The 14,179-nt window shown below is 73.0% G+C and carries 10 protein-coding genes; 5 read left to right on the top strand and 5 right to left on the bottom strand.

What is annotated here, in order from left to right:
- Positions 1-96 precede the first annotated feature (96 nt).
- Positions 97-585, bottom strand: a complete 489-nt coding sequence (locus ACZ6YG_RS08585; RefSeq protein ID WP_466017569.1) for a VOC family protein — start codon at positions 583-585, stop codon at positions 97-99.
- An 89-nt stretch (positions 586-674) separates the two neighbouring features.
- Between ACZ6YG_RS08585 and ACZ6YG_RS08580 the strand changes: the two genes are divergently transcribed.
- The gene (locus ACZ6YG_RS08580; protein ID WP_466017568.1) at positions 675-5,162 is read left to right on the top strand and encodes an ATP-dependent helicase; all 4,488 of its coding nucleotides are present in this window, start codon (positions 675-677) and stop codon (positions 5,160-5,162) included.
- A gap of 4 nt (positions 5,163-5,166) precedes the next feature.
- On the opposite strand, the gene ACZ6YG_RS08575 is transcribed toward ACZ6YG_RS08580, so the two are convergent.
- The 3 genes from ACZ6YG_RS08575 to ACZ6YG_RS08565 all read right to left on the bottom strand — a co-directional run bounded on the left by ACZ6YG_RS08575 (position 5,167) and on the right by ACZ6YG_RS08565 (position 8,147).
- On the bottom strand, positions 5,167-6,252 hold the full coding sequence (locus ACZ6YG_RS08575; protein WP_148033548.1) for a carboxylate-amine ligase: 1,086 nt from the start codon (positions 6,250-6,252) through the stop codon (positions 5,167-5,169).
- A gap of 69 nt (positions 6,253-6,321) precedes the next feature.
- Complete coding sequence (locus ACZ6YG_RS08570; RefSeq protein WP_466017567.1) at positions 6,322-6,978, bottom strand: M15 family metallopeptidase; 657 nt, start codon at positions 6,976-6,978, stop codon at positions 6,322-6,324.
- Between the two features lie 23 nt (positions 6,979-7,001).
- Complete coding sequence (locus ACZ6YG_RS08565) at positions 7,002-8,147, bottom strand: ROK family protein (RefSeq protein WP_466017566.1); 1,146 nt, start codon at positions 8,145-8,147, stop codon at positions 7,002-7,004.
- Positions 8,148-8,285: 138 nt separating this feature from the next.
- On the opposite strand from ACZ6YG_RS08565, the gene ACZ6YG_RS08560 reads away from it, so the two are divergent.
- The 4 genes from ACZ6YG_RS08560 to ACZ6YG_RS08545 are packed head-to-tail and all read left to right on the top strand — an operon-like array spanning position 8,286 to position 12,979.
- Positions 8,286-9,611 (top strand): extracellular solute-binding protein, encoded by a 1,326-nt coding sequence (locus tag ACZ6YG_RS08560; protein ID WP_148033550.1) that lies wholly within the window; start codon positions 8,286-8,288, stop codon positions 9,609-9,611.
- A 6-nt stretch (positions 9,612-9,617) separates the two neighbouring features.
- On the top strand, positions 9,618-10,622 hold the full coding sequence (locus ACZ6YG_RS08555) for a carbohydrate ABC transporter permease (RefSeq protein WP_148033551.1): 1,005 nt from the start codon (positions 9,618-9,620) through the stop codon (positions 10,620-10,622).
- Positions 10,622-11,473 carry a carbohydrate ABC transporter permease gene (locus tag ACZ6YG_RS08550; RefSeq protein ID WP_148033552.1) on the top strand — a complete coding sequence of 284 codons (852 nt, stop codon included), beginning with the start codon at positions 10,622-10,624 and terminating at the stop codon, positions 11,471-11,473. Before ACZ6YG_RS08555 ends, ACZ6YG_RS08550 begins: the two co-directional genes overlap by 1 nt.
- A gap of 60 nt (positions 11,474-11,533) precedes the next feature.
- Positions 11,534-12,979 (top strand): glycoside hydrolase family 3 protein, encoded by a 1,446-nt coding sequence (locus tag ACZ6YG_RS08545; protein WP_466017565.1) that lies wholly within the window; start codon positions 11,534-11,536, stop codon positions 12,977-12,979.
- A gap of 15 nt (positions 12,980-12,994) precedes the next feature.
- Here the strand turns inward: ACZ6YG_RS08545 and ACZ6YG_RS08540 are convergent, their stop codons facing one another.
- A complete protein-coding gene (locus ACZ6YG_RS08540; protein WP_148034846.1) occupies positions 12,995-14,176 on the bottom strand; it encodes an ROK family transcriptional regulator in 1,182 nt (393 codons plus the stop codon).
- Positions 14,177-14,179: the final 3 nt, after the last annotated feature.

Below are 14,179 nucleotides of genomic sequence, written 5' to 3'. Positions count from 1 at the left end.
AAGGCAGAGAGGTCCGAGCGGCATGCCGGGATCCGGCAGGAGCCGCGGGCGGGCCGTCCGCGCACGCGCCGCGCGTCGCGGCGCTAGGTCACGGCGTCACAGCACGCGCGCGCCGTACATCTCACCGAGATGGTCGGCGAGCAGCTCCAGCCGGGCGCCGTCGGGGTCCTTGAAGTAGATGGAGGCGCCGCTCTCGATCTGGTGCGGCACGCCGGCCATCTCCAGCTTCCCGCGCAGCCGCTCCCAGGTGGCGGGGTCGACGGAGATCGCGATGTGGTGGAGGCCGCCGAGCACCTCCTGGTAAGGGCCGAGGTCGAGGCCGGGGAGGTCGAAGAAGGCCAGCAGGTTGCCGTTGCCGAGGTCGAAGAAGAAGTGGCTCGAGCCCTTGTAGTCGCGGTTCTCGAAGATCTCCGTCAGCGGGAACTCCAGCAGCTCCTGGTAGAACTTGACGGTGCGTTCCACGTCCGACGACAACAGGGCGATGTGGTGCAGGCCGCGCGCGCTGGACGAGGGCCGGTGCGCTAAGAGGTAGCGCCGCCTGATCTCCTCGCGGCGGGCCTCGACGGCCGCGTGGTCGATGGTCACGGTCGGTGTATGTCCGCCCGCGCGCCCGCTCAATCACGCGGCGCGGCCGCAATGCGTTTTCTGTCGGTGGCGCGAGGCAGTATGTGCAGGTGAGCTCGCTCGACCGCTTCAGCAAGGTGACCAGCAGCTGGTTCTCCGGGGCCTTCGCCGCGCCCACCGCCGCCCAGGAGGGCGCGTGGGAGTCGATCGCCCGCGGTGACAACACGCTGGTCGTGGCGCCGACCGGGTCCGGCAAGACGCTGGCGGCCTTCCTGTGGTCGCTCGACCGGCTGGCGGCCGAGCCGCCCGCGAAGGGCACGCGGGTGGTGTACGTGTCGCCGCTGAAGGCGCTGGCCGTCGACGTCGAGCGAAACCTGCGCGCTCCGCTGGCGGGGCTGAAGCAGACGGCGCGGCGGCTGGGGCTGCCGGTGCCGGAGATCTCGGTGGCGATCCGTTCCGGCGACACCCCCGCCGAGGACCGCAGGCGGTTCGCCGCCAAGCCGTCCGACATCCTCATCACCACGCCCGAGTCGCTGTTCCTGCTGCTGACCAGCCAGGCGCGGGAGGCGCTGCGCGGCGTGGAGACGGTGATCGTCGACGAGGTGCACGCGGTGGCCGCGACCAAGCGGGGCGCCCACCTGGCGCTGACGCTGGAGCGGCTCGACGCGCTGCTGGAGCGGCCCGCCCAGCGGATCGGCCTGTCGGCGACGGTGCGGCCGGTGAGCGAGGTCGCGGCGTTCCTCGGCGGTCCGCGCGCGGCGACGGTGGTGCAGCCACCGGCCGACAAGCGCATCGAGGTCGAGGTGGTCGTCCCGGTCGAGGACATGACCGAGGTGGAGGCGGGCCCGTCCCCCGCCGAGGCGGAGGAGTTCGCGCCCGACCCGGCCACCCGGTCGATCTGGCCGCATGTCGAAGACCGGCTGTTCGACCTGATCGCCGCCCATGACTCGACCATCGTGTTCGCCAACTCGCGGCGGCTGGCCGAGCGGCTCTGCACCCGTCTCAACGAGCTGGCGCTCGCCCGCAGCGGGGGCGAGGTCGACCTGTCGGCGTGGGACCGCCCGCCGGCCGAGATGATGGCGCAGGCCGGGGCGAGCAAGGGCGTCGGCCCGGAGGTCGTGCGCGCCCATCACGGCTCCGTCTCCAAGCAGGAGCGGGCGCAGATCGAGGAGGCGCTCAAGTCGGGGCGGCTGCCCGCCGTGGTCGCCACCTCCAGCCTGGAGCTGGGCATCGACATGGGCGCGGTCGACCTGGTGGCGTGCGTGGAGGCGCCGCCGAGCGTGGCGAGCGGGCTGCAGCGCATCGGCCGGGCCGGTCACCAGGTGGGCGCGGTGTCCAAGGGCGTGATCTTCCCCAAGTACCGCGGCGACCTGGTGCAGACGGCCGTGGTGGCCGAGCGCATGAAGAGCGGCCTGATCGAGGAGCTCCGCTATCCGCGCAACCCGCTCGACGTGCTGGCCCAGCAGATCGTGGCGATGACGGCGCTCGACGAGTGGACCGTCGAGGAGCTGGAGACCGTGGTCAGGCGCGCGGCCCCGTACGCGACCCTGCCCAGGAGCGCGCTGGAGGCGACGCTCGACATGCTCGCGGGCCGCTACCCGAGCGAGGAGTTCGCCGAGCTGCGCCCGCGCGTCGTGTGGGACCGGGTGACGGGCACGCTGCGGGGCCGGCCCGGCGCGCAGCGGCTGGCCGTCACCAACGGCGGCACGATCCCCGACCGGGGCCTGTTCGGCGTGTTCCTGGTCGGCGAGCGGGCCTCGCGGGTGGGCGAGCTCGACGAGGAGATGGTCTACGAGTCGCGGGTCGGCGACGTGTTCGTGCTGGGCGCGTCGTCGTGGCGGATCGAGGACATCACCGCCGACCGGGTGCTGGTCTCGCCCGCTCCCGGCCAGCCGGGCAAGCTGCCGTTCTGGCACGGCGACACTCCCGGCCGCCCGGCCGAGCTGGGCCGGGCCATCGGCGCGTTCCTGCGCGAGCAGGCCAAGGACGACTCGCCGGAGCGGCTGCGCGAGGCCGGGCTCGACTCCTACGCCGCCGGAAACCTGCTGTCCTACCTGCGCGAGCAGCGCGCGGCCACGGGTTACGTGCCCGACGACAAGACGCTGGTGGTGGAGCGGTTCCACGACGAGCTGGGCGACTGGCGGGTGGTGATCCACTCTCCTTACGGCGCGCGGGTGCACGCCCCGTGGGCGCTGGCCATCAACCGGCGGCTGCGCGAGCGTTACGGCGTCGACGTGCAGGCGGTCCACTCCGACGACGGCGTGGTGCTGCGCATCCCCGACACCCTGGCCGAGCCGCCGTCCGACGTGGCGGCGTTCGACGCCGAGGAGATCGAGCAGATCGTGACGGAGGAGCTGGGCGGGTCGGCGCTGTTCGCGTCCCGGTTCCGCGAGTGCGCGGGGCGGGCGCTGCTGCTGCCGCGCCGCGTGCCGGGAAGGCGCAGCCCGCTGTGGCAGCAGCGCCAGCGGGCCGCCCACCTGCTCGGGGTCGCCTCGCGTTACGCGTCGTTCCCGATCGTGCTGGAGACGATGCGCGAGTGCCTGCAGGACGTCTTCGACGTGCCGGGGCTGGTCGAGCTGATGCGCGACATCGCGGCCCGGCGGGTGCGGGTGGTCGAGGTGGAGACGGGGCAGGCGTCGCCGTTCGCGGCCTCGCTGCTGTTCCACTACGTGGGCGCGTTCATGTACGAGGGAGACGCGCCGCTGGCCGAGCGGCGCGCGCAGGCGCTGGCGCTGGACACGTCGCTGCTGGCGGAGCTGCTGGGCCAGGCCGATCTGCGCGAGCTGCTCGACCCTGACGTGATCTCCGACACCGAGCGTGAGCTCGCCAGGCTCGATCGTCCGCTGCGTGACGTGGAGGCCCTGGCCGACCTGCTGCGCTCCCACGGGCCGCTGCTGGCGCCCGACGTGAGCGTGCGCGGCGGCGACCCGGCCTGGCTGGAGGAGCTGGAGCGGGCGCGGCGGGCGATCAGGGTGCGCGTCGCGGGCGAGGAGCAGTGGGCGGCGGTCGAGGACGCCGCCAGGATGCGCGACGCGCTGGGGACGCCGCTGCCGGTGGGGGTGCCGCACGCGTTCCTGGAGCCGGTGGCCGACCCCCTGGCCGACCTGCTGGCCCGCCACGCCCGCACCCGGGGCCCGTTCCACGCCTCGACCGCGGCCGGCCGGTTCGGGCTCGGCGTGGCCGTGGTGGCCGACACGCTGCGCAGGCTGGCCGTGTCCGGGCGGGTGGTCAACGGCGAGTTCCGGCCGGGCGGGCGGGGCGAGGAGTGGTGCGACGCGGGCGTGCTGCGGATGCTGCGCCGCAGGTCGCTGGCCCGGCTGCGCAAAGAGGTGGAGCCTGTCCCGCCGGAGACGCTCGCGGTGTTCACCCCGGCCTGGCACGGCATCACCGGCGGCCCGCGCGGCGGGCGGGAAGGCGGCGCGCGGGCCATGGACTCCCTCGTCCGCGCCATCGAGCTGCTGCAGGGCGCGGCGGTGCCGGCCTCGGCGCTGGAGACGCTGGTGCTGCCGTCGCGGGTGCCGGGCTACCACCCGGGGCTGCTCGACGAGCTGACCGCGGCCGGCGAGGTGGTGTGGGCCGGGCAGGGGTCGCTGCCGGGCGGCGACGGCTGGGTGGCCCTCTACTTCGCCGACACCGCGCCGCTGCTGCTCCCCGAGGCGGGCGAGATCACGGTGACGCCGGTGCACGAGCGCATCCTCGAGGAGCTGAGCGGGGGCGGCGCGCTGTTCTTCCGTCAGCTCGCCGACAGGCTGGGGCTGCTCGACGACCAGGCGGCGGCGACGGCGCTGTGGGACCTGGTGTGGGCGGGGCGGGTGTCGGGCGACACGCTGGCGCCGATGCGGGCCGCGCTCGGCTCGGGTCGGCCCGCCCACCGGCCGGCGACCCGCAGGCGGCGGGCGGTGCTGCCGAGCCGCAGCGGGCCGCCCACGGTGGCGGGGCGCTGGTGGCTGCTGCCGGAGCCGGCCGCCGAAGCGACGCTGCGGGCGCAGGCGCAGGCCGAGGTGCTGCTGGAGCGGCACGGCGTGGTGACGCGCGGGGCGGTCACCGCCGAGCGGCTGCCGGGCGGGTTCTCGCCGGTCTACCAGGTGCTGCGCGCCTACGAGGAGAGCGGGCGGTGCCGGCGCGGCTACTTCGTCGAAGGGCTCGGCGGGGCCCAGTTCGCGCTGCCTGGGGCGGTCGACCGGATGCGCGCGATGGCGCCCTCCTCCCCCGACGGCTCGCCCGGGGAGGAGCGCCGGGCCGTGGTGCTGGCCGCGGCCGATCCGGCCAACCCCTACGGGGCGGCGCTGCCCTGGCCCGCGCATCCCGGCGAGGTGGCCCACAAGCCGGGCAGGAAGGCGGGGGCGCTGGTGGTGCTGGTCGACGGGCGGCTGGTGCTCTACGTCGAGCGGGGCGGCAAGACGCTGCTGTCATTCGCCGACGACGACCGGCTGCGGCCCGCCGTCGACGCGCTGGCGCTGGCCGTACGCGACGGCGTGCTGGGCAAGCTGACGGTGGAGCGGGCCGACGGCGAGCCGATCGTCGACTCGCCGCTGGGGGCCGCCCTGGAAGAAGCCGGGTTCCACCCCACCCCGCGCGGTCTCCGGCTGCGTGCGTAGGGCGTCAGGCGACGGTGGCCTCGATGAGGTCGTCGACCACCTCGGTGAGGTCCTGTTCGCGGGCGTGCACGCGGCGCTGCCGTTCGGCGCCGGAGCCCTTGTCGAGCAGGCGTTCCAGCCCGTCCTCGACGTAGGGCAGGTCGCCGGCCTCCGACAGGGCGTCGCTCACGTGGGCCAGGAGGCGGCGGGCCATCAGCGGGGCGGGCACGAGCGTGCCGTGGCGGACGTCGAGGCTGTCGCCGGTGAGCCCGTCGCGGGCGGCACGCCAGTAGGCGGCGCGCACCACCTCCGACGGGATCGGCAGGCCGCGGTCGCCGCGGGCCACGTCGGCCAGCGCCCTGACGACGAGGCCGCGCACCAGCCCGATGATGGTGAGGCTGTCGTTCACGTCGAGCGGCACGTCAGCCACCCGCACCTCGACCGTGGGCAGCCGGGGTGAGGGCCGGGCGTCCCAGAACACGGTCTTCGGGTCCATGAGAGCGCCCGACTCGGCGAGCGCGCGCACGGCCAGCTCGTAGTCGCCGAAGGTGGGGAAGTACGGGGGCGCGCCGGAGACGGGCCACCGGCCCCAGCTGATCACCCGCCAGGAGGCGTAGCCGGTGTCGCGGCCGACGAAGAACGGCGAGTTGGCGGCCAGCGCGATCAGCGTGGGCAGCCAGGGGCGCAGGTGGTTGCCGACGTAAACGGCGTGCTCCTCATCGGGCACGTCGACGTGCACGTGCAGGGCGCAGATGCTGATCTCGTCCTGCAGCGCCCTGTAGAGGCTGCGGCCCTGCTCGTAACGGGCGTCGTCGCTGAGCGGCGGCGTCATGACGTTGCCGAGCACCGGGATGCCGCTGGCGACGACGGCGAGCCCGCACGAGCGGGCGGCCCCGGCGACCTCCTTGCGGGCGGCCCGCAACTGGGCGCCGAGCTCGGCCAGGTCGGCGGAGGGCGCGCTGCGGGCCTCCACCTGGAACCTGGTGATCTCGTGGGCCACGTCGAGCACGTCCGTGGCGGCGGCGAGGACGTCGGCCGCACGTGGGGTGACGTGGCGGGTGTACGGATCGACGACGAGGTACTCCTCTTCGATCCCGATCAGCGGAACCATGCCCACACCTCGCAGGAAGTCGGGGGAGCCTCCGCACGATTTGTGCCCGCCTGCCGCCTTCCGGAATCGCTACATGCTTACTGGCCCGTAGCAAGCGGCGGGGGCGCCGGTGGTCAGGGCCCAGTAGCGGTCGCCGTGGGACCAGTGCCACCACTCGGTGGGGTAGTTGACCAGCCCGGCGGGCTCCAGGGCCGCGGCCAGGAGCTTGCGGTGGGCGCGGGCGTCGGCGGAGATGTGCGGGGCGGCGGTGTAGCAGGCGCCGTCGCTCTCCTCGGGGTTGTCGTTGACCTGGGTGCCCATGTCGTACTCGGCGCCGTCGGGGTCGCAGAGGGTGAGGTCGACGGCGGCGCCGGCGGTGTGCGGGGCGACCTCGACCGGGGAGACGTAGCGGCTGGCGGCGACGTGCGCCTCCTGCTCGGACATGGCGGGGAAGGCGGCGCGCAGCTCGTCGCGGTATTCCTCGAAGTAGCGGCGCTGGGTGGCGAGGGGCCGGTAGCCCTCGACGATCATCAGGTGGTATCCGCCGGGCAGGAGCCGCTCGGCCCGTTCGAGCCTGGCCAGCAGCCCGGCCCGCAGGTGGGCGTAGGCGCCGGCGGCGTCGGCGAGCCGGGCGTCGACCCGGAGCCGGTCGCGCGCGTCGGCCAGGGGCTCGCCGTTGTCCTGCACCGGGATCGCCGCCACGCGGGGATCGGAGATGAGCACGATGTCACTCGGTGGCTGCCACATGTGCAGTGATTCTCACACACGTGTCAGACGGTGTCGGAGAACACCTGTTCGCGGGCCTGTTCGAGAGCGGCCACCAGGGCGCCGCGGAGCACCGGGTTGCCGGGGACCCCGCCGGCGGCGACGCGGGGCGGCGCGGGGCAGATGCGGGCGACGGCGTCCTGGACCTTGGCGGCCAGCCGGGCGCCGCCCGCGCGGCCGATGTCGCCGCTGAGCACGATCAGGCCGGGGTCGAGGACGACGGAGACGGCGGCCGCGCCGACGGCGAGCCGGTCGGCGAGCTCGTCGAGGTAGTCGTCGCCGCCGTTGCGCACCTGGTCGGATACGCCCGCGCCGGGCACCTGGTACGTGCCGGCCAGGTTCTGGAGTGCGGCGGTGCCGACGAGGCGCTGGAAGGACCCGGAGTTGGGGTGCTTGACGTCGGAGGGCAGCGGTTCGCCGGGCACGGGCAGCCAGCCGATCTCGCCCGCGCCGCCGGTGATGCCGCGGTGCAACCGGCCGCCGAGCATGACGCCGAGGCCCTGGCCGACGCCGGCCCACATGACCACGAAGTCGTCGACGCCGGCGGCGGCACCGTAGCGGTGCTCGGCGAGGGCGACCAGGTTGACGTCGTTCTCGATGGTGACGGAGGCGCCGAGGCTGCGGCGCAGGCCGGCCAGCACGCCGACGTGCCAGGTGGGCAGGTCGAGTGAGAAGCGGACGTCGCCGGTGCGCGGGTCGACCATGCCCCTGGTGCCGATGACGAAGGCGCGCAGCCGCGACAGGCTGACGTCGGCGACGGCGCAGGCCCGCTCGACCGCGGCCTGGACCGTACGGACCGGGTCGCCGTCGAACGGGTTGACCGTGACCTCGACCACGGTCCGGCCTGTGATGTCGGCCACGCCGACGGTGACGCTCTCGGGCAGCACCTCCAGCCCGGCGACGTAGGCGCTGGAGGGTCGTACGCCGTAAAGTGCGGCGTTGGGTCCCCTGCCGCCGGCGCGTTCCCCTGCCACCTCCACCAGGCCCCTGTCCTCCAGCCTGGCGAGCAGCTGACCTGCGGTGACCTTGGACAATCCGGTACGTTCTCCGAGTTCGGCCCTGGTGAGGGGGCCCTCGGCGAGGAGGAGTTCGAGCGCGGAGCGGTCGTTCAGCCTGCGTAGCAGCCGAGGCGTCCCGGGGTTCCGGCTCATCTTCATGCCCCTCTCGTCACGATCGGCTAACAGACGGTTTTTTTTAAGAAAGTTTCTTGTTAGTTTAACACCTGTCGTTCGGCATTGACGATCAGCCTGGTGCGGACCGTAGGCCAGCACCCGGGAAGGGAGAACCCTGTGAGGATCGCGAAGATCACAGCCACTACGGTCACCACGGCCGCCCTGGCCCTGGGCGTGGCCGCCTGTGGCGGCGGTGAGGCGCCCGCGGAGCCCAGCGCGGCGAGCACCGCCGAAGCTAGCGGCCCCGCGTTCGCGGGCAAGGAGCTCACGCTCTGGCGCCTCGGTGACAGCAACCCCGACGCGCAGAAGTACACCGATGAGCTGGTGGCCGCCTTCCAGCAGGAGACCGGCGCCAGCGTGAAGGTCGAGTGGATCCCGTGGCCCCAGGTGAACGACAAGTTCACCGCCGCCGCGGCCGGAGGCGCCGGCCCCGACGTCACCGAGATCGGCAACGACCAGGTCCCGCTCTGGGTGAGCCAGGAGGCGCTCGCCCCGGTCACCGACATCGTCGGCTCCGGCGACCAGGCCGGGATCCCGAAGAACCTGATGGGCATGGAGACCATCGACGGCGAGACGTACGCCGTGCCGTGGGGCGGCGGCACCCGCGCGGTGCTCTACCGCAAGGACTGGTTCGAGGAGCTGAAGATCGAGGTCCCGAAGTCCTGGGACGAGCTCGTGGCCGCGGCCAAGAAGGTCCAGGCGGAGAAGGGCTCGGACGTCGACGGCTTCGCCTTCAACGGCGGCTCCGACGCCAACCACCTGCTCGGCTCGCTGGCCTGGACCTCGGGCGGCGAGTACGCGGTCAAGGAGGGCGACAAGTGGGTCGGCAAGCTGACCGACCCCGCCTTCAAGGCCGGTTTCGAGCAGTACACGTCCCTGGTGACGGACGGCCTGTCCAGCAAGTCGCGGCTCACCCAGAACAGCTCGGACATCCGCACCCGCTTCTCCAACGGCAAGGTCGGCATGTACCTGACCGCGTCGTGGGACCTCGCCACGATCGAGGAGGAGAGCAAGGGCAAGCTCAAGGGCGACAAGCTCGCGTTCTTCCCCCTGCCGAGCAAGGACGGCGGTGAGGCCCAGGCCTTCCTGGGCGGCAACGACATCGCCGTGTGGGGCACCGCCAAGGAGCCCGAGGCGGCCAAGGAGTTCGTGAAGATGGCGACCAACAAGGACTGGGGCGTCCGGTACGCCACCGAGGGCGGCCTGCTGCCGGTCTACCCGGAGGCGCTCGCCAAGCTGGCCGAGGACCCGGCGCAGGCGCCGTTCGCGGCCGCGTTCGCCAAGGCCAAGGCCTTCCCCGCGGACCCGAACTGGACCGAGGCCAACGAGACCAAGGCCGTGCTGCAGAACGCCGCGCGCCAGGTGATCGAGGGCAAGGCCACCGCCGACGAGGCGCTGGCGGCGGCCAACACCGAGCTCGAAGACATCCTCAACCAGTCCTGACAGGCCATGACGAACACGCCGACACTCGCCCGGGGCGGCAGGCACGCTTCCGCCCCGGGCCGGGGCCCGTCCCGCAGGGGCAGGGGCAGGGGCCTGCCCGTCTGGTCCATCCCGTACGTCCTGCTGATCCCCGGCCTGCTGGTCATCGCGGCGCTGCTGCTCTACCCGATGGTCCAGGTGGCGATCATCGCCTTCCAGAAGGTGGGCCTGCCGCAGATCAGCGGGCGGCGGCCGGCCGAGTGGGTCGGCACCGACAACTTCACCCGCATCTTCGAGAGCCAGATCTTCTGGGACTCGCTGCGCAACACGGTCGTGTTCGCGGTCATCGCGGTCACCATGACGCTGGTGCTGGGCACCGCCGTGGGGGTGCTGCTGAGCAAGCTCGGCAAGAAGATGTCCACGTTCCTGGTGATCGGCATCATGTGCGCGTGGGCGGTGCCGCCGGTGGCGCAGGGCATCATCTGGCGGTGGCTGTTCGACGCCGAGGCCGGAATGATCAACTGGGCGCTGAACCTGCTGCCCGACTGGCTGTCCACGCTGGTCTTCGGCCGCGCCGACTGGACCGGCGAGCCGTGGCTCAACGACGCCTGGTCCGTCTACATGGTGCTGATCATCACGGTGGTGTGGGCGTCCTTCCCGTTCATCGCGGTGTCGGTGCTGGCCGGGCTCAAGGGCATCCCCTCCGACCTGTACGAGGCCGCGCGGGTGGACGGGGCGACCGGCTGGCGCACGTTCTGGCAGATCACGTTCCCGCTGCTCAAGCCGGTGTTCGCGGTGCTGACCGTACTGTCGATCATCTGGGACTTCAAGGTCTTCAGCCAGTTGTACGTGCTCATGAGCGGGCCGACGAACCGTGAGGCGTTCAACCTGTCCATGTACTCCTACACCGAGGCGTTCAAGGCGCCGCAGAAGATGGGCACGGGCTCGGCGATCGCGCTGGTGCTGACGGTCCTCCTGCTGGTCGTCACCGCCGTGTACATCCGGCAACTGGTCAAGCAGGAGGAGTTGTGATGAGCCCGCTGGCCAGGAAGCGCCTGGGCAAGGTGGCACTGAACGCCACGGCCCTCCTGGTGTTCCTGTTCGCGGTCTTCCCCGTCTACTGGATGGTGTCGACCGCCTTCAAGGCCAACGACCAGATCTTCACCACCGAGTTCATTCCGTTCCCCACCCATTTCACCTTCGAACACCTGCACCGGGTGCTGACCGAGGGCGTGGCGGGCAACTCGATCTGGGTCTACATGGGCAACAGCGCGGTCGTGGCGCTCGGCACCGTGCTCATCGGGGCGGTCTTCTCGCTGCTGGCGGCGACGGCGGTGGCCCGGTTCCGGTTCAAGGGCCGCACCGGCTTCCTGTTCCTGCTGCTGATCGCGCAGATGATCCCGGCCGAGGCGCTGCTCATCCCGCTGTTCCTGCAGGTCAAGACCCTCGGCCTGTACGACCACCTCGCCGGCCTGATCCTGGTCAACGTGGGGCTGACACTGCCCTTCGGCATCTGGATGCTGCGCACGTTCGTGGCCGCGGTGCCGAAGTCGCTGGAGGAGGCGGCCTGGATCGACGGGGCGTCCAGGTTCGTCACGTTCTGGCGGGTGCTCTTCCCGCTGGTCGCGCCGGGCCTGGTGGCGACCAGCATCTTCTCCTTCATCACCGCGTGGAACGAGCTCATCTTCGCGCTGGTGCTGATGAGCGAGTCCACCGGCTACACCATGCCCGTGGCCCTGCAGTACTTCTTCGGCCACAAGGGCACGGACTGGGGCGCCATCATGGCCAGCTCCACGATGATGACCATCCCGGTCGTCATCTTCTTCATGATCGTGCAGCGCCGCATGGTGACCGGCCTCATGGCCGGCGCCGTCAAGGGCTGATCGACACCACGGGCGCCTCCCCGTATCCGAGGCTGCCCGTTTTCCATCTGATGAGGAGCCATGAGTCGTAGTGATCGGGGGCTGCGCCGCCTCGCGGCCGGTACGTTGCTCGTCGCCTTCCAGGGCACCACACCGCCGGGCTGGGTGCTGCGCGAGCTGGAGCGAGGGCTGGGCGGCGTCACGCTCTTCGGCTTCAACGTCGACGGCCACGAGCCGCCCGCCGCGCTCACCGCGGCGCTGCGGGAAGCGGGCGGCGAGCCGGTCGTCTCGCTGGACGAGGAGGGCGGCGACGTCACCCGGCTGGCCTACCACGAGGGCAGCCCGTACCCGGGGAACGCGGCGCTCGGCGCGGTGGACGACGCCGAGCTGACCCGGCAGGTCTACCGGGCGATCGGCGCGGAACTGGCCGCGTGCGGGATCAACCTGGACATGGCGCCGGACGCCGACGTGAACTCCGAGGCGGACAACCCTGTCATCGGCACCCGGGCGTTCGGCGACGAGCCCGGACTGGTCGCCCGGCACACGGTGGCCGCCGTCGAGGGCCTGCAGGCGGCGGGGGTCGCGGCCTGCGTCAAGCACTTCCCCGGCCACGGCGCCACCCGCGTCGACTCGCACCTGGCCATCCCGGTCGTGGACGTCACCCCGGAGGTGCTGCGCGAGCGGGAGCTGGCGCCGTTCCGCGCGGCCATCGAAGCGGGCACCAAGTCGATCATGACGGCGCACGTGTCCGTGCCCGCGCTGACCGGCGGCACGCCCGCGACGCTGTCACCCGCCGCGCTCACCGGCCTGCTGCGGGGCGAGCTCGGCTACGACGGCGTGGTGATCTCCGACGCGCTCGACATGCACGCGATCACCAGGAGCGTCGGACTGGCAGGCGGCGCGGTGCGTTCGCTGGCCGCCGGCGCCGACCTGCTCTGCCTCGGGCCGATACCCGGCCACGACGAGGTGCGCGAGGTGATCGACGCGATCGTGGCCGCCGTGGACGAGGGAACGCTGCCGCCGGCCAGGCTGGAGGAGGCGGCGGCCCGGGTGGAGGCGCTGCGTGCCTGGTTCGGCGCGCCGGGGCGCACCCCGCCCGAGCGGAACGGGGTCGGGCTGCGCGCCGCCCGCCGCGCCGTGCGGCTGGCCGGCGAGCCGGCGCCGCTGTCGCAGCCGCTGGTGGTGGAGGTGGACACGCCGCCGACCATCGCCGTGGGCGACGTGCCGTGGGGGCTCGGGCGCTGGCTGCCGGAGGCGGAGGTCCTGCGGCTCGCCCCCGGCTCGGCCGACGTGACTGCGCTGCTGGCCAAGGCCGCGGACCGGTCGCTGGTCGTGGTGGTCAGGGACGCGCACCGCCACCCGGACAGCCGTGCGCTGGTCTCCGCGCTGGTGGCCGCCCGGCCGGACGCGACGGTGGTCGAGATGGGACTGCCGGTCTGGCGCCCGGACACGGCCGCCTACCTCGCCACGTACGGTGCGGCCAGGGCGAACGCGCAGGCCGCGGCGGAACTGCTCGCCGGGACCTGAGCGACCGGCCGCCGGTCAGGACGTGAGGAGCTCCTGGCGGGCCTGGTCGAGCGCGGCGAGCACGGCGCCGCGCAGCACCGGGTTCGGGTCGGTGACGGCGGTGGTGACCACCTGCGGGCGGACCGGGCAGACGCGGGCCACCGCCTCCTCCACCCGCGAGGTGAGCGCCTCTCCCCCGGCGTGACCGACCTCCCCCGCCAGCACCACCAGGCCGGGATCGAGGATCACGCAGACGGCCGCCACGCCCAGGGCGAGCCTGCGGGCTATCTCGTCGAGCAGGGGCTCGCCCTCGGCCCCGGCCGCCACCGCCACCTGGACGCACTGGCCGGCGCTGTCGGCCGCGAACCCGTACCCCTGCGCCAGCTCCGCCACCGCCTCCGCGCTGACCAGCGACTGCAGGCCGCCCGCCAGCGACGGCAGCCGTCCCGGCGCGGTGCGGATGTCCTCGGGCAGCGGCACGCCCGGCACGGGCAGGTAGCCGATCTCGCCCGCGCTGCCCGAGCGGCCGCGGTGGAGCCGGCCGCCGAGCATCACCGCCATGCCCAGGCCGCGGCTGGACCACAGCAGCACGAAGTCGTCGATGCCCCGCGCGGCGCCGTCGGCCCGCTCGGCGATGGCGGCGAGGTTGACGTCGTTCTCGATCGTCACCTCGCGCTTGAGGTCGCCCGCCAGGGCCTCGTGGATGCCTTCGTGCCAGCCCGGCAGGTCGAAGGAGAAGCGCACGTCGCCGCTGCGCGGGTCGACCACGCCGGGAGTGCCGATGACGACGCCGCGCAGCCTGCCCAGGCCGACCTTGGCGCTCCGGCAGGCCTTGGTGATCGCGTCGTGCACGGCGGCGACCGGGTCGGGGTGGCTGTCGGGATCGACGGTGACCTGGGAGATCGTGCGGCCGTGGATGTCGGCGACCGCCGTGGAGATCAGCCCGGGACCGACTTCCAGCCCGGCCACGTAGGCGCTGGAGGGGATGACGGAGTAGAGCGCCGCGTTGGGGCCGCGCCCCCCGGCCTGCGCGCCGACCACCTCGACCAGCCCGCGTTCCTCCAGCCGGGCCAGCGTCTGGGAGGCGGTCACCTTGGACAGGCCGGTCAGCTCGCCGATCTGGCCGCGGGTCATCGGCCCGGAGGCCAGCAGCAGCTCCAGAGCGGCCCGGTCGTTGATCTCCCTGAGCAGTCTGGGCACACCAGGCCGTCGCTCCACGCT

This window comes from Nonomuraea sp. NPDC054003 (genome assembly GCF_055585125.1).
Note: the sequence above shows the minus strand (reverse complement) of the source record. Positions and strands in the feature narration are given on the sequence as shown.